The organism is Dyadobacter sp. LHD-138 (genome assembly GCF_030929615.1).
GTDB lineage: Bacteria > Bacteroidota > Bacteroidia > Cytophagales > Spirosomataceae > Dyadobacter.
Map to the genome: position 1 here is coordinate 1 of NZ_JAVFVU010000062.1, position 25,675 is coordinate 25,675.

Annotated in this window: 21 protein-coding genes; 13 read left to right on the forward strand and 8 right to left on the reverse strand. The window is 39.8% G+C overall.

All coding sequences use genetic code 11. The features are described 5' to 3' along the window. Positions 1–72 precede the first annotated feature (72 nt). From RB622_RS28675 to RB622_RS28690, 4 genes are all read right to left on the reverse strand, one after another. Positions 73–444 (reverse strand): hypothetical protein, encoded by a 372-nt coding sequence (locus RB622_RS28675; RefSeq protein ID WP_308050262.1) that lies wholly within the window; start codon positions 442–444, stop codon positions 73–75. A 137-nt stretch (positions 445–581) separates the two neighbouring features. Then, entirely contained in the window at positions 582–869 is a 288-nt protein-coding gene (locus RB622_RS28680) for a hypothetical protein (RefSeq protein WP_308050263.1), read from the reverse strand. A gap of 92 nt (positions 870–961) precedes the next feature. After that, positions 962–1,129 carry a hypothetical protein gene (locus RB622_RS28685; RefSeq protein ID WP_308050264.1) on the reverse strand — a complete coding sequence of 56 codons (168 nt, stop codon included), beginning with the start codon at positions 1,127–1,129 and terminating at the stop codon, positions 962–964. A gap of 119 nt (positions 1,130–1,248) precedes the next feature. After that, positions 1,249–2,046, reverse strand: a complete 798-nt coding sequence (locus tag RB622_RS28690) for a hypothetical protein (protein ID WP_308050265.1) — start codon at positions 2,044–2,046, stop codon at positions 1,249–1,251. Positions 2,047–2,656: 610 nt separating this feature from the next. Between RB622_RS28690 and RB622_RS28695 the strand changes: the two genes are divergently transcribed. From RB622_RS28695 to RB622_RS28730, 8 genes are all read left to right on the forward strand, one after another. Beyond that, positions 2,657–4,639, forward strand: a complete 1,983-nt coding sequence (locus tag RB622_RS28695; RefSeq protein ID WP_308050266.1) for an SIR2 family protein — start codon at positions 2,657–2,659, stop codon at positions 4,637–4,639. Between the two features lie 546 nt (positions 4,640–5,185). After that, positions 5,186–5,614, forward strand: coding sequence for a type IV secretory system conjugative DNA transfer family protein (locus RB622_RS28700; RefSeq protein WP_308050267.1), 429 nt, complete (start codon positions 5,186–5,188; stop codon positions 5,612–5,614). After that, entirely contained in the window at positions 5,565–5,912 is a 348-nt protein-coding gene (locus RB622_RS28705; RefSeq protein WP_308050284.1) for a hypothetical protein, read from the forward strand. Before RB622_RS28700 ends, RB622_RS28705 begins: the two co-directional genes overlap by 50 nt. A gap of 963 nt (positions 5,913–6,875) precedes the next feature. Next, positions 6,876–7,205 (forward strand): hypothetical protein, encoded by a 330-nt coding sequence (locus RB622_RS28710; protein ID WP_308050268.1) that lies wholly within the window; start codon positions 6,876–6,878, stop codon positions 7,203–7,205. A gap of 329 nt (positions 7,206–7,534) precedes the next feature. Beyond that, the gene (locus tag RB622_RS28715) at positions 7,535–7,750 is read left to right on the forward strand and encodes a hypothetical protein (RefSeq protein ID WP_308050269.1); all 216 of its coding nucleotides are present in this window, start codon (positions 7,535–7,537) and stop codon (positions 7,748–7,750) included. A 60-nt stretch (positions 7,751–7,810) separates the two neighbouring features. Continuing rightward, complete coding sequence (locus tag RB622_RS28720; protein WP_308050270.1) at positions 7,811–8,308, forward strand: hypothetical protein; 498 nt, start codon at positions 7,811–7,813, stop codon at positions 8,306–8,308. Between the two features lie 206 nt (positions 8,309–8,514). After that, complete coding sequence (locus RB622_RS28725) at positions 8,515–8,745, forward strand: hypothetical protein (RefSeq protein WP_308050271.1); 231 nt, start codon at positions 8,515–8,517, stop codon at positions 8,743–8,745. A gap of 318 nt (positions 8,746–9,063) precedes the next feature. Continuing rightward, positions 9,064–9,993, forward strand: a complete 930-nt coding sequence (locus tag RB622_RS28730) for a DUF5677 domain-containing protein (RefSeq protein WP_308050272.1) — start codon at positions 9,064–9,066, stop codon at positions 9,991–9,993. Positions 9,994–10,167: 174 nt separating this feature from the next. Here the strand turns inward: RB622_RS28730 and RB622_RS28735 are convergent, their stop codons facing one another. Further along, on the reverse strand, positions 10,168–10,518 hold the full coding sequence (locus RB622_RS28735) for a hypothetical protein (protein ID WP_308050273.1): 351 nt from the start codon (positions 10,516–10,518) through the stop codon (positions 10,168–10,170). 127 nt (positions 10,519–10,645) lie between these two features. Between RB622_RS28735 and RB622_RS28740 the strand changes: the two genes are divergently transcribed. The 5 genes from RB622_RS28740 to RB622_RS28760 are packed head-to-tail and all read left to right on the forward strand — an operon-like array spanning position 10,646 to position 17,943. Further along, positions 10,646–11,038 (forward strand): hypothetical protein, encoded by a 393-nt coding sequence (locus tag RB622_RS28740; RefSeq protein WP_308050274.1) that lies wholly within the window; start codon positions 10,646–10,648, stop codon positions 11,036–11,038. A gap of 33 nt (positions 11,039–11,071) precedes the next feature. Beyond that, entirely contained in the window at positions 11,072–12,556 is a 1,485-nt protein-coding gene (locus RB622_RS28745; RefSeq protein WP_308050275.1) for an alpha/beta hydrolase, read from the forward strand. A 14-nt stretch (positions 12,557–12,570) separates the two neighbouring features. Beyond that, complete coding sequence (locus tag RB622_RS28750; RefSeq protein WP_308050276.1) at positions 12,571–13,584, forward strand: caspase family protein; 1,014 nt, start codon at positions 12,571–12,573, stop codon at positions 13,582–13,584. Then, a complete protein-coding gene (locus RB622_RS28755) occupies positions 13,574–15,331 on the forward strand; it encodes a hypothetical protein (RefSeq protein WP_308050278.1) in 1,758 nt (585 codons plus the stop codon). The genes RB622_RS28750 and RB622_RS28755 overlap by 11 nt, the downstream gene beginning before the upstream one ends. Positions 15,332–15,348: 17 nt before the next feature. Beyond that, entirely contained in the window at positions 15,349–17,943 is a 2,595-nt protein-coding gene (locus tag RB622_RS28760; RefSeq protein ID WP_308050279.1) for a S8 family serine peptidase, read from the forward strand. A gap of 276 nt (positions 17,944–18,219) precedes the next feature. Here the strand turns inward: RB622_RS28760 and RB622_RS28765 are convergent, their stop codons facing one another. The 3 genes from RB622_RS28765 to RB622_RS28775 all read right to left on the reverse strand — a co-directional run bounded on the left by RB622_RS28765 (position 18,220) and on the right by RB622_RS28775 (position 24,826). Continuing rightward, positions 18,220–19,335 carry a DUF4238 domain-containing protein gene (locus tag RB622_RS28765; protein ID WP_308050281.1) on the reverse strand — a complete coding sequence of 372 codons (1,116 nt, stop codon included), beginning with the start codon at positions 19,333–19,335 and terminating at the stop codon, positions 18,220–18,222. 490 nt (positions 19,336–19,825) lie between these two features. Next, a complete protein-coding gene (locus RB622_RS28770) occupies positions 19,826–23,578 on the reverse strand; it encodes a hypothetical protein (protein WP_308050282.1) in 3,753 nt (1,250 codons plus the stop codon). Between the two features lie 201 nt (positions 23,579–23,779). Continuing rightward, on the reverse strand, positions 23,780–24,826 hold the full coding sequence (locus RB622_RS28775; protein WP_308050283.1) for a hypothetical protein: 1,047 nt from the start codon (positions 24,824–24,826) through the stop codon (positions 23,780–23,782). Positions 24,827–25,675 lie beyond the last annotated feature (849 nt).

Genomic DNA, 25,675 nt, shown 5'->3' on the forward strand with positions numbered 1-25,675 from the left:
GGGCCCTTAGATAGGTAAAAAGACTTTTGCCTACACCGCCCTTGGCTTGCAGCACATAATGGAATTTGCGTTTCATTTTTTAGAAAATTTAGATTCAACAATAATGTTCTCTTGTGTACTCATGGTGTTCGGATCCGCCCAAAAGGCGGTAGGACCGGGGCTTTGGCTATCCGGTTCTGGCTGAACCGGTGAAGCAGAAACAGGTTTTGATCTGAAACCCTGTCTGAATGCAGTACTAGTGACTTTGCCTTTAAACTGGAACCGGCAAAACTTGATGTCTGTGGCGCTGACCATATCCGCATGGCCCACATCCTTGCAAATCATTTCGGCAATGTAGCGCGCCGATAGTCTGGAAGTGATCAGATCGAAATACAGCTCGTAAAGGATCCGCTTTCTTTTCTTATCTCTCCGCTCAAAAAGATCGATCAGTGTTTTTTTGTCCATCGGCTAGTGAAGTTAAAGTAATTGCATTCTCCGGTTAGGTATATACGGAGTTCCGGACCTGCCCTGGTCGGGTAGAAAGCATGAAGTTTTTTCATGATGGAATTAGATTTTATTTCTGTTTGAAATGGATGTAATTTTTAACCGGAGCTCCCGGATTGCTCTACGTTACTGCTTTCAGCGACCTGCTGTAAATTATCCGTCTGATCTGGCTGGGAAGTTTGCCAACGATGGCAATGCGCACGGATGTATTTGATGTCCAGCCGTGTGACTAGCGTACTTCCCAGATCGGCATTGATCAAAAGGAGTGTAAAACGGACCGAATGCTGCTGCTTAAAGTAGCTTTCATAGTACTGATACAGTTTCTTTCTTCTTTTCACATCACGGCTCACAAAGAGTCCGATGAGCTGCTGTTTAATCTCGTTCATGACGGTGTTGGTTTAAATGATTTAATAAGAATTGAAGCTCAAAGAGCTAACGGGCCATTCCTTTGGCAAAGGCCTGATACGCAAGGGCCAGCTCACAAGTCAAGGATCTTCACAAGTGCAGGGGAGTCGATCTCGAAAATCACTCCCCGGGAAATGAGCTGCTTTCTTAAAGCACGGTGCGTATTTGCAGCACGCACCGGGGATACTTTTGTGTTAGGACCGGTTACCAGCGGATCCGAATCTTCGGCTTGAAATAGCATCGGTAGCATGTTTTAATGGAACATGCTGCAAATTTCAGGCGGGGAGTTGACAATAATGTTCCCGTTATTCCGGTAGGAAGAAAAAGAACAAAAAAGAAAAATTTGAGACCTAAACTTCCTTAAAGATCCCGGAGCAGAAGGCTGCAGTCCTGTACATATTTATAGCGGGGTTTGTTGGGAGTACAGTTGAAAGTGTCCTGTTGCTCTGTTTGAAAGGCTTTAATGAACGAATCGCGCGGGATGCTATGGGAGAGCCAGTTGTTAAAAAGGGCTGCTACTTTGGGAGCGGTAAGACGCTGCTGGATATGCCCCTGCTTGTTGAGGGTGAAGTATAGCGCTGCCAATTGGAGCCTTCCGCCATTACCGGTATTTCTGAACAAGTAGATTCCATCGGTTTTACAGGGAGAGATCCACTGCTCTTTAAGCAGTATAGCAATAAGGCGCTCAAGTTTTTGCTTCCGCGCTGTTTCATCCGTTCCGGTCAGAATCTGATGAAAATGAAAGGGAGGCAGTTTCTTTAATACCTTTTTTAATTCCGGTGCAGCGGATTCAGATTCGAATAACAAATGTCCGAACTTTGATTTCAGGTCCAGCTTCCATTGGTTGATATCGATTCCATTTTTCACTGCCGGCTCATGTGGCACGATTTGAAGCCATTGGTAGATTTTGAGAATCGTTTCCTGTTTAGCTTCGAAAGAACTGTAATCTTTTCGGGCCAGTAGCTGCTCAAAAATTGGACGGCTGTTTTTTAGCAGATATAGCATTCTGCTGCGTATCAGGTTGATCTGACGTCTTTTTGCGGCAGGTAGATACCAAAAGTTTAAAGGTCTTTGAAGGTAGCTTTCAAAATCATCCAGATAGTCCGCCGTGCTGTCATCAATTGAGCAGCTATACCGGTTGTGGTAAAGGATCAGCATCCTGTTTAGAAAAGCAAGCTCGTTTTGGTAAAAGCTTCCTTGAAATTCCTCGGATAAATATTTAAGTAGGGGGTACTTTTGGTTAGCATGCAGGTTCATCATTTTCTCTGTTTACGTTTCACATAAGACCTGAACAAAGCCATTTTGACTGGCTTTGAGCTGCTAATGTAGAAAAGTAGATTGAAAATTACTTTACCTATGCAAATTCTAAATAGGTGAAAAACTTTGGATTTAAAGTCTGACCCAATCCAAAAAATGTCGTAAAGGCTTTCTACACGGATACGATTACAGCAGCTTATGTAACAGGCACTGCTGATGTATTTAGTCAATCGCTAATGGTCATTACTTTAATCTAAGTGAAGACTTTCTATCCAAAGCGCTATCAAAGAAGTCCTCAGCAAAGACACGGATCTACCCGCGGCTTTGCTTATAATCGGTGGCCTTATCTTGCAGGACTTTTGGGAACGAATGCTGAGATTACGAAGCTATACTTGAGCAAAAGCCGTAAACGAGTAGAAAATGCGGGCTCGGCATTGATGGGCTTGGTAAGACGCCTTGAAATGAACAAAAATTTGCTAGATGTACATAAATTTGCTAACTAATTCTGTTCTTGAATATTAAAGGTGTGAACCGGCGGATCAGGATTAGGCCAAGGCCCGCCGAGTTTGCGTTTTGGGGAAAATCAAGCTTAATTGCCGCCGAACCCTTTTTTAAGAATATGGTTAGAGAAAATTTATTCAGACTCATCCGCAGCGAGGATGTGGTTTTGTGGGCTGGGGCTGGGATGTCAATCTACGCCGGATATCCGTCAGGTAAGGAGTTAACGAAACTAATAAACGATAGGATTGAGGAATCAATGGGTTCATCAAGCCCGAAGGCGTTGTCATTGATGGAGGCGGCAGAGAACCTAGTTCTTTTGCAGCGTGGAAGCCGAAATGAGCTAAATAACCTTCTTTTTAAAATATTTCGAAAGGAGCCTCAGAAAACTAGTGTACACAATCTTCTAACTAAAATTCCACATATCAAGACGATCGTAACAACCAACTACGATTGTCTTTTTGAGAAGGTGTACGGTGCTGACGCCAGGAGCGTGTATAGGCCAGATCAAGTTGCCGGCCTAGGACAAGCTGACGTTGAAATATTCAAAGCCCACGGAGACCTTTCCGATCTAAACAGCATAATAATTACACGAGGTGATTATGACCATTTCTTTAGTAGGGATACCGGGCGCAACTTGCTTTGGAATGCGATAAGGGATAGAATTTCTAGGCATTCAATACTTTTTGTCGGGTATTCTTTGGAGGATGCAAATGTGTCAGTTGTACTCGATAAATTAATTTCAGAGCTAGGGTCAAATCGAAAGCAGATTTTCTTTGTCGCCCCGGGCATCTCATCGTTTCAAAGGTTGGCTCTCGACGGTAAAAACATTCAATACATTGACTGTACGGCCGAAAGGTTATTTAAAGAGATTATAACTATCCTTCGTGAAAACATTACCGATGACTTTAAAAGCGAAAAGGTTTCAATCAAAACAACCGGAAAATTCCTTAGGCAGCAAAATATTGGCTCAAAGCTGACTATCGCGGATGGCAAGCCAGTGATTTCGCAGGTCTATCCGATCAACAAAAACCTTATTGGACGATTGAGCTTTACTCTTTCGCAAAATGATGCGATTGCAAAGACGCTGCTGGACTATATAAAAGGTGAGAAAGTCGGTACCATTACCATTCCCGCTGAGAAGATCAAAGGCGGTGGATTTTGGCTTGGGAAGACGAAAATCTCCAAGGGCTTGGGCTCTTTTACTATATCCAGGGTCCCAGCTGGCTCCTGGCAAGTCGATATACGTTTCAAGGACGGCTTTGAATATCAAGATGCAAAGGTTGAGGTATTCCGCAACGAAGGAAGTCTTTTGATACACTTACATTTGAAAACTGCGTTCGTTGAGATTAAAATTGATTTAGGAAGGACAAATGATAAGGGATGGGAGACAAAGTTCTCTCATACTCATCCCGATAAATGCAGCAGAATGACTGAGCAAATAAAAGATTTTACCTTCCTTGCTAAACTGTCTGATGAGAAAGTATTCACTGTATTTCACGAAGGTATCCCTGTACATACAGGCAATCTATTGATGAGACCATTGTTCAAACTGATTAATTTATACCGACAGGTTTTTGAAGCCTGCAGATTCATTGAAATAGCGTATGAACGAACCTTTCGCGATGTCCCTTTTGGGGCGATTAATGAGGACACAATAGCTACTATAAATGAAATCTGTCTTGCTGGAAAGAGAGAATCAATCCATGAAGAATTTGAACAGATGAAGATCACCTTTGACGAAACCCTTGATGAAGGGAATCGGGAGAAACACATTATGCTTAATTTCGGAAGGAATAATATTCAACTTCATTCGATAAAGACCGAAGAGGTAACATTGTTTGGTGAAAGGTTTAGTTTAGGCATCATGGTGACGGAAATTGTTCAACCGATACTTATGAACCGAATAAATGTTGAAAATGGCTCAGATGATTTTGCAATTGTAAAAAGTAAAGTTAGAAAGCGAATGAGATTTTATTTGCCTGACAATCAGTGACCAAATACTTTAAACAGGATTTACAAGAAAATCACGAGTCAAGCTGTAAACCTGGCCGGAATTTTTGCAATTTTTTAACATGAATCCTCTTGTAGATATGGAAATTTTTTCTTGTTTTTTCTTTTTGGGAAAAACAATTGCGTTTTTCAGCAGGCAGAGACAGGAAGGGGGAAAACGAAACTTATTTTTTCAATAACAATCCTTGGAATTATGGAAATCGTAGCGGGTATTGTCTCGGACTCACAAGTCTCAGAAACAAAATTAGGTAAATAGTAGTCAATTTTCCGACAGCCATCAACGACTATTACAAACCCCAAAAATGGCGAAGGCGTGCATATTACCATCTTCATTCGGTGAGCATATTGGCTTTCCGAAGCGATAGCGCCCCATCTGCTTAAAGGCGTTCTGGTTGAGTTGTACAGGCGTTTTTTGGGGGGCTATACCAATAAATCTGGTGAGCCGCAATAAGTTGTACATTACTAAGTCAAACGGCCAAACTTCGAGCGGTCGGGGCTGCTAACCTGTCCGTGTCTATGGACATGGCTGGTGCGGGCAAGGAGAAGCCTTTCTGATCGATCATCACATGTTTTTTCAAACATTAATTATCAAAAACATGGCACACATAACCTTCATTTCGACAGCATAACGGGCAACACAGTTTCTTTTGGCCAAAGAAAAAGCACGGCACGGACTAGGCTTTCACCGTATGTTACGTGTCTTATCAAACTTGTAAACCAGAAAGGTAGACTTAAAAGCAGCCTGATCTTCGATGAATTTCCAGCCATATATCTGGGGGGCATGTACAGTCTGATTGCCACAGCAAGATCGAACAAGGCTGCCACTGCACTTGGGATTCAAGGTGCTTCCCAATTGAGAAAAGACTACGGAAAAGAACGGGCCGATGTAATCATGAACATTATGGGCAATGTCATTTCAGGTAAGGTTACTTGTGATACCGCCAAGCAAGCTCAGTGAACGCTTCGGTAAAATCATGCAGGATCGCGCGAGTTACTCGATTAACCGAACAGATACATCCATCGACAGATCCAAACAGTTTGACACCGCAATTTCTGCGTCGAAAATTTCCGCACTCAGCTCTGGGGAGTTTGTTGGTATGGTCGCTGACAATCCTCAGCATAAAATTGAATTGAAGACATTTTATTGCGAGATTATAAACTATAACAAAGCTTTGCAGCAAGAGCAGGAAGCATACCAGGAGATGCCTGTTTTTCGAGCGCTCGATAGTTTCATGGTTCAGTGTAACTGTCTCTAAATCAAGGAAAATATAAAAGATATCGTTACCAATGAAATTGAACGGATTTTAAACGATCCGGCTTTGGACCATTTGGTGATCAAAAAGGCCAAACGGTGATAATGGTATAGAGATAGCAGCATCTTAAATATTCTGGTGCGTTTTGGATAATTATCTTTTTGAATGGGTTAAAGTAAATTTAAAATATATAACTTGGACTATATTGTAATATTTCTTTACCAACACCATTTTTAATAAAACCCGATAAAATGCTTCTGCAATGTCCCGTACATAAAAACGATAGTCTAAATAAGAAAAATGTAAAATTTTCCAAGTACTTTAACAATAATTACCATTACGAAAGATCTGTTTGGAGATTACTTTTGAATCAATTTTATCTTGAACAGGGTGAATATCCATTGAGATTTGGCGCTGACGGATATCTTACAGAGTCTAGTCTGAACAAATTTTCTGATATCATGGAAAACTTCTCTGAAAGAATCGTTGACACAATAGACCTATTATCCTCAAGGGCTTCTGGAGATTACCTTACTTTAGTTTACGAAACTGGAATAGCAACAACGATTGTGACATTAAGAAAGCGATAACTGATGGTGGTTAATTTATTTAAACACCGGACTACCCATCAGCATCCGGAGCTTGATCTGGGCAAAGGGATTAATGGTAGCTAAACAAGGGTATGAGAGAATTAGTGACAATGGCAAGAAAGCTCATGCTCTATATTAGCTAAAATGCTTGTTTCAGCATATTACCCAATGTTGCAGAAGTCCCCAGTACAAAACCAAGGGGCATCGGATAGGCCTGAATAAAATAATTAGGTAGGTTTTTTACGAAGATTGATAATTGAGAAATTTTGCTCGATCTGACGTCGCTGCTCTTTACGAACGGACGATGGGCTTAAAAGATCGACAGTTATTGGTAGTTTAGTTTTTCTATTGCATGTAGGAGACAAAATTTAACATTATGGATAGAAACAAATTAGTTCAGTTAGAGAGACAGCTATCGGATTATAAGAAGCAGTTTGAAACTAATTATGACCATGGAAGCCATGGGCCTTTTGGCCGTGATAAAAATCAGCGTGACGCGGCCAAAATTGCATATCAGAATGCGATTTTCTATACTGCCTCCCTCCTCCATAGCTCTGGTATTTACGAATTATTAGAAAGTCGTGGAACAGATATTAATGTAGTCAATCGAATTTGGAAAAATAGCAAGGCAGCTGGATTCAGATATGATATTAATAAATTGTTAGATGCAATCAGTTTTGAACTTCGAAAACCTACAGATGACTAGAATCCAACACTGAATCCCACTTTTAAAAAAGTCAGTCCTAAACGGCCCATCGACCTGGCAGCGACCAAATATTCTTTGAGAGCAATAAGATAAAAGATTTGACAAATAGTTTTATCTTATATATCTCCGAAAAATCAAATTGACATATCCTATACCGACTTCAAGGGGTTTTACTGGATAATTCGGAGCCATTGATCACCCCAATTCAGAAATTGAAGACAGGTCGTTTCGGTTGAAATTAGCCAGTTTAAGTAAATGATTGATACTTACTTAGCACATGGCTTGTAATAGTTTGTTGATGGTCAATCTGCCACGGAATCATATGATCAATGCGTCCGAATTCTCCAATAAAAGAAACATCGGAATCGAATCTCTTAATTTATCTTGAAAAAATGGAAGAAATTCACTGTGGACAAACAACGCTCCATGAAGATGGAGGCGTCGAAACAAGCAAGGAAGAAATACCTAGAATCATCGCTTATTGCCAGACAACGGTAGAGCAGCATATATCAATTTTACAAAACATTAAGGCAGTAATCGAGTGAAGTTGGAGCTTGTAACAGTGATACTTTGTCTAATTCTGTCTCAAAATAGGAACATGCCTTATGAAGCTTAAAAGTGTTGTTATAGCTGTCTTTGCAACGTTGGCTATGTTGGGATGCTGGAAAAAAAGCAACGATGAAGAACAACATCCTTCTCTGGTGGCTGAAAGTCAAACTAAATCAGTGGACAGTAACGCTGCTGTGAGTCGAACCCAGATAGGAGTAGACTCTATACGAGACAATCGAAAAACTTTTTTCCGGATTCCTGAGGATGTTGATAAGGATCTCTTTGTTGTTGCCTTCTATAACGAAGTTGAAGATTGTCCGGAAGCCATCATTTACAATGATGCAAAGAAAAAGTCAGCGTCAAAAATTACGTATTTTGATGACGGGACCACTTTCCAACATAAACTTGTACCAGAATCAGATGGCTCATTCAGAGAGATATATGACGAATTTCCAGAAGATAAACCGCATTATATTATCAATCCTTCGCAGGTAAAATTTGTTCACTCGAATGGAAGTATTGGGGCAACATTCAGAGTGCTGGCATCGAATTGAAGATCAATGAACTCCAGCCTCAAAAAAGCGAACCCCATGAAAGCAGAAATTCGATTAAATGAGGATGAAAAGGTTAAAATTGGGGAAGTTATCCGAAACCTAAACAAAGAGGGAGCGTTCTTGACTGTATCGGTAACACATTGAGAGTTTCCGGGAGCAAACAGGATATAGAAGCACTACAATTAAACTTGAAGTAATCTCAAAAAATGAACAACGATATGCAAAATACAATCACAAGCTTTGGAGGTAATAATGCTTATTTCGTAAAATTTAGTCCTAAAGAAGATATTACAGCTTTTGAGCTTTCTAGGTTAATAGATTTTATCTCTACCGTAAAAGAGTACTCTAACCGTGTTCCAAAGGAAAAATTCGATAATGATTTTACAAAAATTAAAGACCTTGAACGTCACTTTGCAATAAGGGACCTGGATGAATGATGAAGGATTAAATATAAAAAATAGATGTTCAAAATGGAAAATGAATTAACGGTTCAATGTATCGGAAATACCCAGTTTAAGGTAGAATCACGCGAAGAAGGTTTATGGTCGGGGGGGCAGAAATTTGTATTGCACACTTTCTCAATGGAAAACGTAGCCGTACTAACCCAAGTATCCCACTGGAAAAAATTCCGGAATTGATAGGATACCTGGTGGTAGCTCATGGGGATCTAAAAAAAAAACAGGCTGAATAGGATAATTACATTTAATATAATTTACACCGAATCATTGGTTGTTTCTATCTCAAAAAACGAACAGATGTCATCAAATACAGAGGTTAATTACTTTTTCAAACCTTGTAAGCAGTTGATTCCGAGAGAAGCTGAGCTAAGGTTGGTGGAGCACTTTAATAAATATGCGACCAAACTTGATGACGTCGTAAATTTTGGATCTCAGGTGTTAACTTGGGAAGTACAACAACTTAAAAATGAAGAGTATATTAGCACACCCCTTACTTTATTAAGAGAATCTTTAGACTTAACGGATTCATGTGCAATTCTTTTAAGCAAAGGAGCTGCCGACTCGGCCAAAATCCTTACCAGATCTCTCTTTGAGCTTTTTTTATCTATTGGGTATCTGTGTAAAGCAGACACCAAGCAGCGTAGTTACGCATATATGGTTTCGTCAATTTTAGATGATATTAAATATCATAATTCCGTATTGCAGACATATTCTCAAAAAAATGGGAAAGTAAAAATGCCATTGAGCGAAGAACAGATCCTCGAGATAAAGGAATTAATTTGGGGAAAAGAATCACTTTTTGATATGCCTGGCTATGAAGATGCGTACAAATACTATTGTACAGAAACAGAAAGAAGAAAGCGGATAAAAAATAACAGGAAACTTGAAAATTGGTATTCTTATTATGACGGGCCCAGAAACCTGAGAGGTTTATCTGCGGAACTCGGTGCGGATGATGCGTATACTTTTTTCTATTCCAAGTACTCGAAAGCGGCGCACGGTAACGAGTCGTTTTTAGGGAAGATGGTATCTTCGGGAGAGTACTCTGCTGAAATGGTTCAGTTAAGATCGTTTAGTGACCTACAAAGTGTGTTTCATTATATTTTTATGTTTTCTACTTCAATACTCGAAACATACCTTTCTACTATTTTACCTGAAAGATCTGCGGAATTAGAGATATTCCGTTCATGGAGTAGGCAGGAAATGGTTAAATTGATTAAGGATTAATATCATACTGAAATGAGATAGCAGTCTAAAAAAACGAATCGTTATTATCCGTTTTGATCACACAATCTTGCTCGCATGGAAGATTCTAGCTTCTAGCAAAGAAATGAAGAATTATTGGTTAACCTTTCAAAAATCAAATCCTGAATACCTGTGTTATGAACAGCCCTTACGGTTTTATTTTTGCGATAATAAAAGGGATGCTGATGAATGTGCGGATTTGGTTGTGAGAGGGATAAAATGAGCAACTTCGCCTTCACTATGAAGGATAGCGACCAGTTTTGTATTTACTTCAAAGGAAGCTTTTAAAAGTGCCTTTTGAGGGTCCGGTTTGTGAAACAGCCAAAGCGGCAGACCATGGTGTCGCACCAACCCGACAATCTGTTCCCTGATTTCGAACGGAACATTTAATTGTGTAAAAAGGATTTGCCGCGCTGTCAATGCCCCCTTTTTGGCATGACCAGGCGATACTATGCTTCCATCTGTTTCCTGGTGGGTCGTGCTGCGCTTTTCTACGTCGTGAAGCAACGCGGCTAAGTAAAGGAAGTGCTCTAAGTATCAAATATCCTACCGTTAAATAAGAATTCTTATTTAGTTGAATATCAGTGATATTTTTTTATATTTTTAATCTAATTTTAAACCCATCCTTCATAACATGAACTTTTCACTTGTGGATAATCAACAAATAAAGTTGGCTATTCTTGCTCACGAGGAATATTCTTCTAATTTCCTTGATGTAAAGAAGGGTGAGTTATACAAGGTTTGGTGCGAACCTGGTCAAAGGTGGACGGATTGGTTTATTACAACTACGCCGAAGGGCTTTTTCAATTTCTTAGCGTCAATAGTTGGCTTGCGAGTTAAAGGTGTTAAATGTCTTTGCCTCTGCGCAGCATTTGATAAAAAAGATGAAACCGCCTTCAAAATAGGAGATTATCTAATTTTAGAGGTGCCAGACTACACTAAACTCTATTTTTTTGCGAACGATTCCAAAGGATATTATAAGAACAATAAAGGGAGCATTGATGTCTATGTCCAAAGGCTTAGATGAACCTGATCAGGAGCAATTTAATTTCATAACCTTATGGAAGACATATCCAAGCTACATTACATTAATGTCGGGAGAGCTGGGACATTTCCATCATCAGGACATGTCGAATTCAACTCGTCATCAGAGGATGTAGATGTGCTTTTTGAGCATTTGCATTCTCAAGATGAAAGGAAAGATATAGTTCTTTATTTCCATGGTGGTCTTGTTCCGCAGAAGGCCGGAATGAAAACCGCCCGATATTTTACTCCCCAGATACTTACAAAAACAGCCCTGCACCCGATTTCGTTTATCTGGGAAACCGGAATTTGGGAAACGTTAACACAGAACATCTCTATTGCAAGTAGTACCAAACTTTTTAAGAAATTACTTATTAAAGTTTTGAAAGTTGGTGGTGACAAGATCGGCATAGATCTTTCAACCTGGCAAGGAGTAAAGGGAATCGGTAACATGACAAATTCGGAGATTGAAAAAGAACTTGAAAAGCCGGCCCCATTTGAAGAATATTTTGTGGATGGTAGCAAAAAGTCTGCAATAGAAGCGGCTGGAATGGACGATCACACCCTTAAAAATTTCATTGAAGCAGAACTTGAAATTGACATTGCTGCCGACCCAGAAATTAATGAATTGCTAGTTAGCGATTTAGATGAACAACAAAGGACACTTTTGCATACACATAAGTTAGTTGACAGTAACAATAGTGATAGTTCCAAGGGATTGTTTTCAATGATAAAGATTCTGAAGACTATTGGCATGGTAACCTTCAGAGTAGTCAAACGCCATTTGGACAAGCGAGACCATGGCTTTTATCCCACAGTTGTTGAAGAGTTACTGAGAGAGCTGTTCGTGGCGGAAGCAGGGACCTTCATATGGAATCTAATGAAGAGTAAAGCGGAAACAATGTGGAATGAAGATGCCCACGATGTTGATAAAAAAGATATACGAGTAGGCAACTATTTTCTCAACCGCCTACGGGACTATTCTCTAAGTAACCCAGACTTTAAAATTCATTTCGTAGGACATTCCGCGGGTTCAATAGCTATTTGTCATGTAGTCAATGAAATAGTACGCAGGCAGCTTCCGGTTAAATTAGGTAAGATCATTTTTCTTGCCCCTGCTTGCCGAACTGATTTGTTCCATGAAAGCATTGTAAAAAACTCCACGGACAGGACCGCTGTTAGAATCTTTTCAATGAGCGACGATCTGGAGTGCCAGGATCATCTAATTCCGTTCATATATACAAGATCGTTATTGTATCTGGTATCAGGCTTATTAGAAGATGAGGATGACGCCTGTATCTTAGGAATGCAACGTTATTTCTTAGGAAGAAATCCTTACGACAACGATGATGAGCTTGAAAGCATCATTGGCTACTTGTCAAGCGTGCCCAATAGCATGATTTTTTCAGAGACGCATGAAAATGCAGAGCCAGGATTTCAGAGCCTCGCACGAAAGCACGGCGCGTTCGACGATGAAGGTGAACCGGCAATGGACAGCGTTATTTACATGTTAGCCAATTAATACCTCCTCAAAATATGAGCTATACAAATAAATTAGATTATGCTGTTGTTATTGGTATAAAACACTACATGTCGTTAAACAGTCTGGAGGGGCCTATTAATGACGCAACAAGATTCTATAACTGGCTAATCGACACGAACGGCGGTAGTATTCCGCCTGAAAACTGTCACTTAATTCCCTCTGATGAAACTGTAAATCCTTATTCGCCTTTGCAACACCAGGTTGATAGTGCACTAGTAGATATAAAGCGTGCCGGCCTTGAAACAGGATTCAGAAGACTGTACTTCTACTTTTCTGGCCATGGGATTGGAAGTAGCTGGAAAGATACGGGTATGTGCCTTCCCATTTATTCAAACGACTATCTTAATGCGGCACTTTCTTCTAGTGAGTATCTGAGCTTTTTCGTCTCCTCTGACTTGTTCGAAGAAGTGATTTTTTTTCTGGACTGTTGCCGTTCACGGAAGGTAAATGCCATGCCAATGCCTCCTATGGCTGGCTGGGCAAGAGAAGGCGGGAATCAGTGTCTGAGAAGCATGACATTTCTGGCGACAGATTTTGAGAATCCAGCAAGGGAGTCGCTTATGGTGAAAGGAGATGTCCTTACAGTTACGGGGTATTTTACTGAAGCGCTCATCGAAGGTCTAAATGGCGCGGCCGCCGACCCTGACACCGGTAACATTACTATGTCCACACTCCATAATTATGTTCAACAGCGTACCCGTGAGTTGGCGGCTGCCAACAATCATTCACAGGAAGCTAGGTTGGCTATTGGTGAGCTTGACAATAACTTTGTCATAAAACCAGGCGTAGTAGTACGGCCCGATGTTCTAATTAGGTTCTTACAAAACGGGAGTTATCAACTTGAAGACCCTTCGCTGAATGTTATCCAATCCGGCGAAGTAGCCGAAGGGGACACTTGGACACATTCATTAAAAAAGGGTACTTATTGCATCCTAAATTTAGTGACAAATGATACAAAATATTTACGTGTAGACGGCACCAAAAATCCTTTCAATTATGAATGCTGAACAAATACGTTACAAATTGGAGATTTCAGCAGTTGGGATGATGGTGGAATTTGCCCATTTCACCCTGTATAACAATGATATGGCCGAGATTAGCAAGGCATATCACTGCCTTAACGTCGATCTACCCAAAGGAATCTATTGTGTCCAAATGGCATTTAACGATACCATCGAACAGAAAATGATCAGGCTGGCGGAGGATACGAAGGTCCAATTCGAAACTCCCGAAATTTTTTCGTCTGTTACTGCCCTTGGGTATAAGACTTCGCACGAGTATTACACGAACAACGCCGAACATTACAGCCTCGTACCAACAGCTACGTTTACCAAACTTAAAAATAAGGTCGGGTCCTTATTCTTATTTTTTAGATACGCAGACGGGCAAAGTCGTCAGGCATTCAACCGGAGAAAAGCAAGTCTTGGACGCGGCTTCAGTATTCTTGATTCGAATCGTAAAAGACTTTGCTACTTATCTGGGAAAAATGTCCGTGAAGACCGCGAATCAGGTTGGCTCGCCTTCAATTGTGAATTACCTTCAGGAAATTATTATCTCAATTATAAAGGCAGAAAACCCAAAAATAAAAAGGATTTTGGAACCCAGGCACGGGAAATACCTCTGAATATTCCGGCCCGAAAAGTTAACTCCCGATTAGATTTATCTGATAATTGGCAGACGCAATTATTCCTCCTTTTTACATCGGGACCTGTCTTCACCTCGGGCAGAATCAATATCACATCTGGAAGGGAAGGATTTAAGGCGTCTGACGCTAAAAATTATGTTACTGATGGCATTGTTCAAAAATTTCAAAACGGTATTTCCTACATACCAGAGGGACAACTAAGGGAATTAGCTTTTGGAAAGTGGAAATTGCCGATGCAGGGAATTCTATCTGCCTACATATATTTCAACGGGACAGATCCATTAAACTCCAGTCCAAAGACTGAAGCGCTGGATGGTTTATTTCAATCAGTTAGTAGTAATCTATCCGATATTTTGTCGGATGATTCGCCGGATGCAAATGCGATTAAACTACTCGCTGCCGACTACTACAAGACCGCATTGCCGACTTTTGTCTTTAATTCACCTCCTATGTTCTTGAGTGGCGTAAAGGCAGCGATAAGGCTCTCCGTAACAAAACAAATAGTGGAGCCCGGTAGTATACTTGAACAAATCGGAGGACGCTTATACAACGACCTCATTTACACTTCTTATGATCCAATGCCCATTGTTCATGGGAAGCGGCAGGCAGTCTTATCAGAACTTCTATCCGGAGTTATCGGAAGTGCGTTGCACAGATATCCAGGCCATCCCTCGACAATGGATGATCTCACAAAAGGTATCGATGATTTTAATTTTCCAGTCGGCAAAGGCGTCTTGAAAAAAAAGGGGAATAAACCTCCCTTTACGTTTCCTCCAGGAATCCTTACTCAAGAATGGATCAATGATGGATTAAAAGATCTATTATCTTCCAAAGTAGCAACTAATTTACTCAACTATGCCGGCTACATGGAAAAAATTAAACAGTTAAGCGATAGTAGATCAACCAAGACAGACGAGCCCTTGATGACTATACAAGATGCTGCGCAGAGGCTCCAGGTTACTCCTAATGTAATCGAGCAAACGATTAAGTCGTTTGAGCTCCAGCAAAAAAGTATTTCCCAGCTAATGGAAGAAGGCAAGATGCCGGACAAGCTGTCAGAGGTTTTTAGTCTGGAAAATATTGAAACTCTCAAAAAGATAATTTCTTAAATACCAAACCTGGAAATATGAAAACAAATGGGATTTCCCTTCACATTGGGCTCAATGCGGTTTCACCGTTACATTACGCAGGCTGGGCCGGAGAACTGCACGCCGCGGAAAATGATGCTAAATCATATCAAGAAATCGCGATAAAAGCCGGTTATGAACATAAGACGATGCTTACCAAAGATGCGACAAGTGAGGCACTAGTAGAATTTCTAACGGAGGCGTCAGCAAAGCTTACAGGAGGTCAGACACTTTTTTTGTCGTATTCGGGGCATGGTGGATCTGTTATTGACGTAAATAAAGATGAGGTTAATGGTAGCGGTGAACTAGACGGATTCGATGAAACTTGGTGCCTATACGATAGGCAATTTCTTGACGATGAATTATATGAATGCTTCGCAAAATTTGCGGAAGGAGTACGTATTCTAATTTTCTCAGACAGTTGCCACTCTGGAAGCATTGCGAAGGTAGCAAATGATGAAAACGAACACCCGGATACTACCAACCCAGCGTTGTATAAAAAAAGTCGAATGACCCCACTCGGTGTTTTGTTTAAGACATACAACAATAATGTCGGCTTATACTCTAGCTTGCAGAAGGAAAAACCTACCACTCATGATGACATTCCAGCTTTTGTACTGCAATTTGGGGCGTGTCAAGATAATGAGGTAGCATTTGAAGTATGGGGTAATGGCCTATTTACGTCGAAAGTGGTAGAAGTGCTGCAAAGTCCGGTAAAAGACTATTCTGATTTCTTTAAAAAAATAAAGACCGGATTCAGCAATAATCAGAACCCAAATCTTTTCAAATATGGAAACAAGCAACATGATTTCACAACTTTTCCTCCGTTTGTTCTTGACGGCACTATAACTGCCAACGAACCGCTTTTGAAATCCATTGAAGAAAATTCCATTGCTGACTCAAATGACGAATTAATATTAGAGCTCTATCATTCATCTACGAAGAATGAATCTGAGATTTCAAGAAGTGCGCCAACAAGATCGGTAGTTGAGAAGGGAGTCCAATCTAAGGACAATGGAGACAGATTTGTTATTGAAGAGGTTTCGTCGGGGATCAAGTCTTGGGACAAAGCTTACGAATCCGTCTTGAAAGACAACAGATTAAGATTTGTGGAGCCCAACGTCAAGTCTCCGTACCTTAAAAGAGAGTTGGCCCGTTCGGAAAATCAAAATGAATACCTGCAAAATTGGCCGCAGCCGGAATCAAACGAGACCGAATTTATTTGGCATCTTGACGATAAGCACAGTCAACTTCGGAGTGCGCAATTAAGAGTGACGGAAAGTAATGCCAATGCTATCGTTCGAATTGGACACATTGATACGGGATACTTACCCGATCACCCCAGCACTCCCGTAAATGTTAAGAAAGATTGGGCAGTAAGCTTTGTAAAAGACGAATATCTGAAAAATCCCGGTATTGACAAAATGAAGACGGGATCAATAGGAGAACAGGATGGGCATGGTTGCGCCACTCTCGCAATCCTTGCGGGGAAAAAGATAGAGGCGGACGGTACATATCCAAAAAACACCGGCGATTTTGGAGCGATACCATTTGCTGAGGTAATTCCCATCCGAATTTGCGAAACCGTTTTTAACACATTTAGTGCAAATGATGTCGCGAGAGGAATTGATTACGCTGTGGACTATGGTTGTGAAGTGATAACTATGTCTATGGCTGGCTATCCCACAAGGCGTGTAGCAGAAGCTATTAACAGGGCATACGATAATGGTGTGATTGTGGTTACTGCGGCTGGTAATAATTTCACAAAAGGATTAGGGAAATTAGCACCTAAGGCAGTTTTGTACCCTGCGCGCTTCAGCCGGGTCATTGCAGCAACAGGAGCCTGCTACAATGACCAGCCTTATGATTTCGACGCTAATTCCTTGTTCCGCTTACGCTCCGCTGGTGGTGAACACATGCAGGGAAATTGGGGACCTCAGAGCGCAATGAAGAAAGCGCTTGCAGGATATACTCCGAATGTAGCTTGGGCATCTAGTGGTCAATTTAAATTCAGACGTTCTGGGGGTGGAACGTCATGCGCTACTCCGCAAGTAGCCGCAGCGGCCGCACTTTGGATTGCTCATAACCGTGAGAAAATTCAAAAGGCTGGCATTCAGAATAACTGGAAAAAGGTTGAAGCGGCTAGGTCGGCGTTATTTTCAAGCGCAGACAAGAGTTTTCCCGCATTTAGAAAATATTATGGGAATGGCATTGTACGGGCCCTTGATGCCCTGGAAGCATTTGATTTCAATAAAGTCCATGAGCTCGTCATGTCCGAAAAGGCGAAGGTGGGTTTTCTAGGGTTAGGCGATTTCTTCAGCGGCTGGTTCCGGAGCAAGTCTACGCAAGACTCCAAGACAGTCTTAGATATGGTAGACTATGAGAACATAAAGGAAATGATATCGTTGGAATTATTGCAACTAATTCATATCGACCCCGAATTGATGTCTTACGCAGAAGAACTGGATTTTGAAAATGATGAAACTGCAACTTATTTTTCCGATATCAGCACTCGAAAAGCCTTTGCCGAGAAAGTTGTTTCTTCTTCTTATGCGTCTGATTTTCTTAAACAAAGCGTTAATGCCTCGCTATAAATCAGCGGAATCACAAACCATTTATACAAACGCCCTGCAAGTGTTTTCTTGCAGGGTTCTTGTCATTTACCTAGCAATGAGTAATCTGGCCCGTAACTACGGCAAACGCTTTGTTACAAATGTACTGGCTGTTGAATAGACCAAGTAGTTTGTGATCAAAAGCCAAACTTTTTATCGCTCTCAAAGGTCGCTGTGATGACAGTCCATTGCCACGGAATCTACTGGTCAACGTCATCTTCCGAATTATCCAATCAGGTATATCAATACCTGCGAACTTCAGACAGTCAAAAATCCTCGCTTCGCCAAGGCTTCAATAATGCCTTGTAGTTCAAGAGAATCTTTGAAGATAGCCAACCTTCTCATTTCTTTGACTTTATTTGCCACGATAATACTTGCAAGCCCATGACGTTCCATCAGTGACACCAGTTGCATGAGTTCATATGTCTTTTTTATAAGACCTTCGACTAGGGGCTCAGCTACCTCTGGTTTATTGAATCGTATTTGATCACTGATATGTTGCGAAATCGATCCTGGTTGTCCAAAAATCCATCTCTCTGCTAATCGCTCCACTGTGGAATTAGAAGTAACTGCAAATGATTCATCCCTATATTGTCTGTAAATTTTGTTTAACTGTGACCTGTCATTGTTTATAGAGTAAGGTGCTATCCACAGCAACAAATGTGGGCCTAAGGGAAGCTGAATGAAGTTGTCAGGTGAAAAGAGGTTTACATCAGCATGATCTGAACCGATTTGAATAGGGTTATCGGAGGTAATTAGAGGCACTGAATGCGGAACTTTGAAGACGTTAATGACACCGTGATTTTTGTTATAAACGAAATTATGCCACTCCTCTAAATGGGTTCTTAGAAATTTGATCCTGTTGAATTCTCGACGTCTGAGTTTTTCTTCATTAAGATCGTCAACGTGAAAGAGCGACTTGTATCCATCGTTCCATTCAATTTTTATTAACCCACGTCCATCTTGTCTTTCAACGGATTTTTCTAACTCGAGATCGTCAGCAAATGAAATGGCATTTAGGAATTTTGGAGTGCGAAAATACAAGCTTATGACAGTATACAGAATTTTATATTTCTGATCTGTCGAAATGTAGTTTCTTTTTTCGTCTGTTAGAATGTCATATATTTCTGGATATGCGGCATCAACGTTGTGAGCATAGTAATTTTCTAGTACGTAGCGTTTCTCAATATCCTCATCTGGAACCGTATATAGATTAGATTGCACACATATATCCCGTGTGCTCATATCCCTATAAATTCGATCACTTCCAAGCTGTTTAGCTTCAAGAAAGAATTTGCTTTTTCCTTTCTTTATTGCAAATTTTTTAAGGTAGCTTTTGGGAATAAAATGTTGATGTTCCGGTCTGTTGGCCATATCAAAATAATCTGTGAAGTTCTGAGTCGAAAATTCCAATTGAATGTGCGTGAAAAAGCAAAGGGGAACGAAATAGCTCCCAAAACCGCGAATGATTGGGCTTTCTTTGATTAAATATGTAAAGTAAGGAATCCAAAAAAGTCAAAAGTAGCCTTGCGCAATTTTTGCAAATCGGCCCACTAGAAGGATTGTGAACATAAGTGAAAGGAAAGTTTAGACATCTTGACTTTTCACTTCAACAACTCCTACTTGTTAAATGTTCGAATATACTTTATCTGAACAAGCCGCCAATTTATAGTTTTTGAAAGAGAATTTTACCGTTGTTAAGTTCATCAGAAGGACGAAATACGATCATGGAATAAAAGTTCCTTGATCGTATTTGATCGTTTCTTGAAACCCGACATGTTCTGTAATTCCATTTGCTGCAAAAAACTCGTGTCCTACCCCCAATTAGATGGCGTTCTCTTTATCCCATATTTAGTATCGGGATTCAATACCCATACATTAATTTCCGCCGTCTCTCTTGTCTAGCGGATTTATCTTCAAGAGTAATACGCCCTTTTAAAAAGTGCAGATGCTTTACAAATAAATATTTCTCGCTACCAAATGCGTCGAAGATTGAGACAATCTCAGATAACCGTTTTGACTTCACCTCAGACCATACTACTTCTCCACTGCCAGAAAAAGAATTACTTAGCCAGTCTATCTGACTAAAATCATCAAAAGACTGATTACAATGTAGAAAGTGCAAAATGAACTCATTCTCCGATTCGCCAAGGCATTCTCTTACAATTTTCATTATATAATTTATCTTCTCAATATTTGACGGATCCGAACTGATGTAATCTTTTAAAAATGATACCGCATTGCTTCGATGATTTGAAGGGATGCGCTTGAAAAAGACTTTTGCAAATTCTCCTTTCGAATACCACTGGTCACTCCCGAAAATATCATCCAAAATGCGTTGAACCATTGAGGCTGTATCCGGAAGACTCCAAATTTCAAAGAGTATTGCCCGGTTGGCATATCCGTAGCTGAGACGGGTGTTTGTTTCGTGCTGATAATATTCGAAAAGAAATCCCTTATCAAGCCAAAGAATTTCAAGAAATATTTCAAATTTAGGATCAAAGTATCGAGCAAGGGATTTCTGTTGAAAATAGGCTGTCTTAACCAGGCCAAGATCAGTAAATTCTAAAATTCGCCCCTTGAAAAAACTGTCATTAAGAAAAATATTACCATTTCCTGTGCCTGTCTTAGAAACGGAAATTTCCAAAGCAGTGTCATAAATATTTCCACATTTTGTCCCTAGCTTCTCCATAAGAAAAGAATCAAGCGCGATCCGCTCATCAGAAGTTTTCAGTAAATTCAGAAATAAGTCCGCATGGCGCTGATGCAATAAATCCGGAGGAATAAAACGCAAATAATTGATCACCCAATTTGGCTTTTCGTCAAACTCGCAAGAGGTAATTCTTTTATATATTTCATCCCAAGATGTCGACTGCAATTCCACTTCTTTATATATTTCATACAGAGACGCCTTTATTTCATTTCGATGAATCAAAATATGATCGATTATTTTAAGGCCTAAAACAGGATCAGATTTGAAATTTAGTGCTATAACAATATTGAAAGCCCTAGAAATGTCGTAATGCGGAATCTTTCCAAATTCACGAATCGACAAGTAAATTGAATAGAAGTGTTGAAAGGTTCCGATATTTTCGAAAGTAAAATTACGTGACAACTCAATTTTTTTAATTCGGTCGTACTTTTCGAAATCAATATATTCATAGTCATAATCAAACCGATCTCTTAACCTGTCCCAAGAGATACGTAAAAAATGCTGGTAAGCTATACAGTTAAAAGCGTCTCTTAACGCTGATAATTCCGGACAAGTAAGGCCAGCTCTACCCAGCCAATAAATGGTATCCCGAACAATAAAACAGTGTTCAAATGAAGACCCATCCAAATAATTCCTAAATATACTGATCAGGAATTTGGCGTCGAATCTTGCTATCTCAATGTTTATATCAGGAGTTCTTTCCAAATATTTGTGCAAAAAATCAATCGACAGATTGGGGTAGATTTCAAAATTATCAAAAATAAAAAGCCATACTTTTTCCCGAAAGGTGCTCACTTCATTGCTGAGGGGTAATAAATAGTTGTATATCGTAAAGGAATGAGCTTTTCTGCCGGAAGAAGTTATATTATAAGACCACTTCATCAGTGAAACTGCGATATCATAGAAACTTTGGTGAAATATTGAAAAATGGTTTCGATTTTCACAAAGAAAACTTAGAAGTTTCAACTGCCTCACATTTAACATAGGTTCGTCTTCTTCTCTGAATTTAAAAGACGAGTTGATGTCGTCAATTAGCTGTGTATAATGCTCTGGATAACTTTCGACATACCGAAAGGAAAGCTCCAAAGCGGTGTCCAACTCCGGCAGTGAATACATGTAAAATTTGGAAAGAAAATCTAAATTCTTGTCCCGGTTGGAGGCCGCTATGTGAGCGGCTTCACCATACTTATATATTCTATCAGTTTCTTCTTCTGAGCCCGCGGTAATTTGTCCAGCTACAAAATCAAAAACATCATTAGGCATGTAGAACCAAAAAGAATTTAGAAATCGTTCGGCTAATTCTGGGTCCAACGAGATAGCCTTCCAGGACTCGCTAAGGATGGGATCAAGGGCAGGGAAGACTTTTTGGTAGCTGAAAGTGTTATTGGCGGAAATAACGGAATCTTTGATACGTTTTAAATGCGTGTGAAGGTAATGTCTAAGAATAATAGCGAAGTCAAGAATTTGGTCTACGATGAAAGTCTTATGGAAAAAATAAGTTGCCAGTACCTGGTCGGAAATCTTAATTACTGATCCATCCAGGCGAGTCTCTGCTAATTCCAATCTTTCCAATTCCAATAGCCCAGCACGTAGCTGAACACTTTCCATCTTGAAATTTGCCGCCAGTTTGTCAAAAAAGTCTATATCCTCATAGTCAAGTGTGAAAAAAAATGAAAGGAGCCCAAGAGTTTTCTGCAATGCCTTATCATTAAAAACTTTATGGTCACCAATCGCCAATTTAAAGTAATGGTCATAAATTGAAGAAACGTCTGACAAAGCAGCAAGATCATTTGCAGCCAATGCAGCCCTTGCCGCCATAATGGCTAATCTAGGATTCCCGTCAGACACAGTTAAAACGCGTTCGGCTGCCTGATCAGTAAGGTTAAAATCCTTGCCACAAAGTATAATTTTCAGCTCTAGGTCAGATAGCTTTTCAATCTTAATAACCTGGGGGGCGTGATTCATGGCAATTGAAAGGGTTTCCTCCAACGCATAATCCCTGACTGTCACAATTATTTGTATAGTACCAGTCCGCTTTTCCGAAAGCAAAGCAATAAGACTTTCAAAATGACTGGTTTGCCTGTTGGCATCATCGACTAGAATCAAATAACTGTAATCACCGATGAGATAACTTCTTAAATCGTCATGAATGGATGCATTCTTGTTTGAAATACATAACGCTTTAAAGGGGAGGCCGCCTTTGTGAACATTTTGAATACATTGCAAGGCAAGTTTAGACTTTCCTACACCCGAGGCCCCTGCAAGTACAATCACTTTTGTTCCTGACAAAATATACTCATTGAGGCATGCAAGCTCTTTTTTCCGGTGCTGAAACTCATTCGATAATGGAGTTGCCAACGCAGAAGTCTCATATTCTTCAATAAAATGTTTAGGCTCTAGAATCTGGCCGGTATCAAATGCAACATTTAACAAATCGCGGGCAACTGCCGCACATTTGCCTGAAAGCAACCTAGCAAGAGTATGAATTCCTGTAAAATCAAGTTCGACATTCTGCTCTTTGCAATGATTTTGTAAATCTTTTAACTCTTTAATACTGATTGAAGAATTACAACAATAGACAATTTTCTCAATCTCCCAGGACATCAGGCCAGTAATCGCTTCATCGAGACATTTATTAATATCAGCCTTAACCTTTCTTATAAATGCCTTCTTATTTTTCGCGGACTGCGTTGTACATTCAACAAGTATAAATTTACCGCCAGGAAGCGTAAAAAAGGAATCAGGTGTACCCTTAATGGTTTTGATCTTACCGATCTGACTACCGGTTCTTGTTATATTTGATCCAGGAGGCAATATTTGGAACAAAATTGCATCGCAAATATTTTGAAACAGCGCGCCGTCAATTTTCTGAAGGATTGTCTCGATTTGCTGATATTTATACATTCAAGTTTGGGGTAAAAATTTCAAATTGAATTTATTTAGTACTTATGTGAATTAATTTTCAAGTCCAGAGCTTGCCTAGGTGTGTGCAAATATCGACGTAGGAAGCTAAAAAAAAAGAATTAATCGTCGTTAAGTCCGTCGCAAAGCCAATAATTGCATGGATAGTAATGACCAGAACGATAAAAAATGATGGAAAAAATACTAAAGCAGCTTAATAGCTTCAAGGACATTTCTTACATCACTCTCGACAGTACATTTAAAGGTAACGTCAAGTTTCCTTTGTTTGATAATCGTAGCCAATTCTCGTTCTGTAAAAAAATAATCAAAATAGGGTAACGCGGCGGCCGCGTGAAAAAAGTCCATTGTATCATTTCCATCTCTATACTTACGATTCTTATTCCATATTACGGCTGCGTTGAGTTCTGGAAAAATACTAAAAGATGGAAACTCATTGGTGACTTTCTTCAGTTTAAACAGATTATAAATCATATTTCCTGGCAACTTCAACTCTATATCAGAAAATTGAACATCCTCAGACCCAATTCCATAATCCCAATGAAACGACTGCCTGTTAGCTTCTGCGAGTGATTCCTGAAATAGATCGATAAAGCCCCCAAGTTCCGACAAAAACATTTGTTCAAAGGATTTATTTTCATTTTTGTGCTTCTCTTTATTTTTATTAAAAAGCTCAACATCATCTTTATAGGAAAATGCCTCAAATTTTCCTGAATTGATTATGGAGGAGACCATATCCAAAAATGAAAGGTCGGAAAGTTGCTTTATCATTTCAGTATGAAGATCATAGTCATTTGGCACCGAAGGTAACTTGGGGTACATGACTACAAGAGGTAACTTGCTCCAAACTAATTCGTCAAGTGGATGCACTTCCTTTGCTGTCTTGATTCGTATAAAATGTATATATTCTAGTTGACGGAGTTCGTCATCATTTATGAGGCAAACCCCCTTCGATAATCTATCAATGAGGCTGCAGGATCGCTTTAACGAGGACATTTCCTTTTGTTTCAAAATTTCGCGGAAAGTAACTTCACTGATTGGAAGTATGCATTTATTCTTTTCAACTGCTTCCTCAATTGTGTTAAGCAAAGCTTGATCAGTATCTGAACCACTATTGGAAGCATCCCTGAGCCTAATCCAGAAATTTATATCGAGATATATTTTTTTACAGCTCTTAATTGATTCAAACGTAAAAAGTCTCCCTGCTTTTATATATTTGGCTATTTGGCTCATCGGATACTCAGGATAGAAAGAATGGTATTAGTAGGTTATAAATATCATCAAATATATTCTGTGTCGAGATCAATTAGAAAGATTCTGAAAATTCGGAGGTGAACAGTGGTCCTATGAGAAAGCACCGCCTAATAACAATTGCCATCCTAGAATGACCTTTCTCTATAAAAAATTATGTAACCAATCGTCTGAAAACCAGGTGGAATATTGCTAAAAGTAAGGGCTGGGAATATTCAAGTGTCCTATTTGAGTCTCACCATTTGGCAGGACTCCACGTGGTGAGAAGGATTACTAACTTAGAATTGAAAGATTACAACACTAAATATCAATATCTCCTAAGGTCGAATCGTAGGTTCTCTATTTTGTTCAATTAACAACCCTTATTTAAAATCCATGAACAAAACTGGCATTTTTACATTGCTTTTTATATTGTAATGATTATATTACTGCTGGATTCTGAGTCAAACCTGATCGAACTAAGCTATTCTGATCAGTCACCAATTCAGTCACCTGTTAAAATTTAAATTGTAATTAATTGATAATCAATCGCATTTGTGCATAAATTGTGATTCCAGCGGGATCACGAAAAGCGCACTAATGTGCGCTTTTTTTGTTTAAACTGTACTGGTAATCAGTATTTTATACAAAAAAGCAGTTCATTCACGATCAAGGTAAACCAAAGAAATCGGTTACCCATTCAGTTACCCATTTGATTTTGCTACGCTAATTTAGGATCAAGCTGAAAAGTTGGGGGGAATGAAATAAATTATTTGCTTTGTAGCCCGAACCAATCCCGTTTGTGTTGAACGAATCCTATCAAGCCTTAGTCCGTATCCTTTTGCCAGAAGG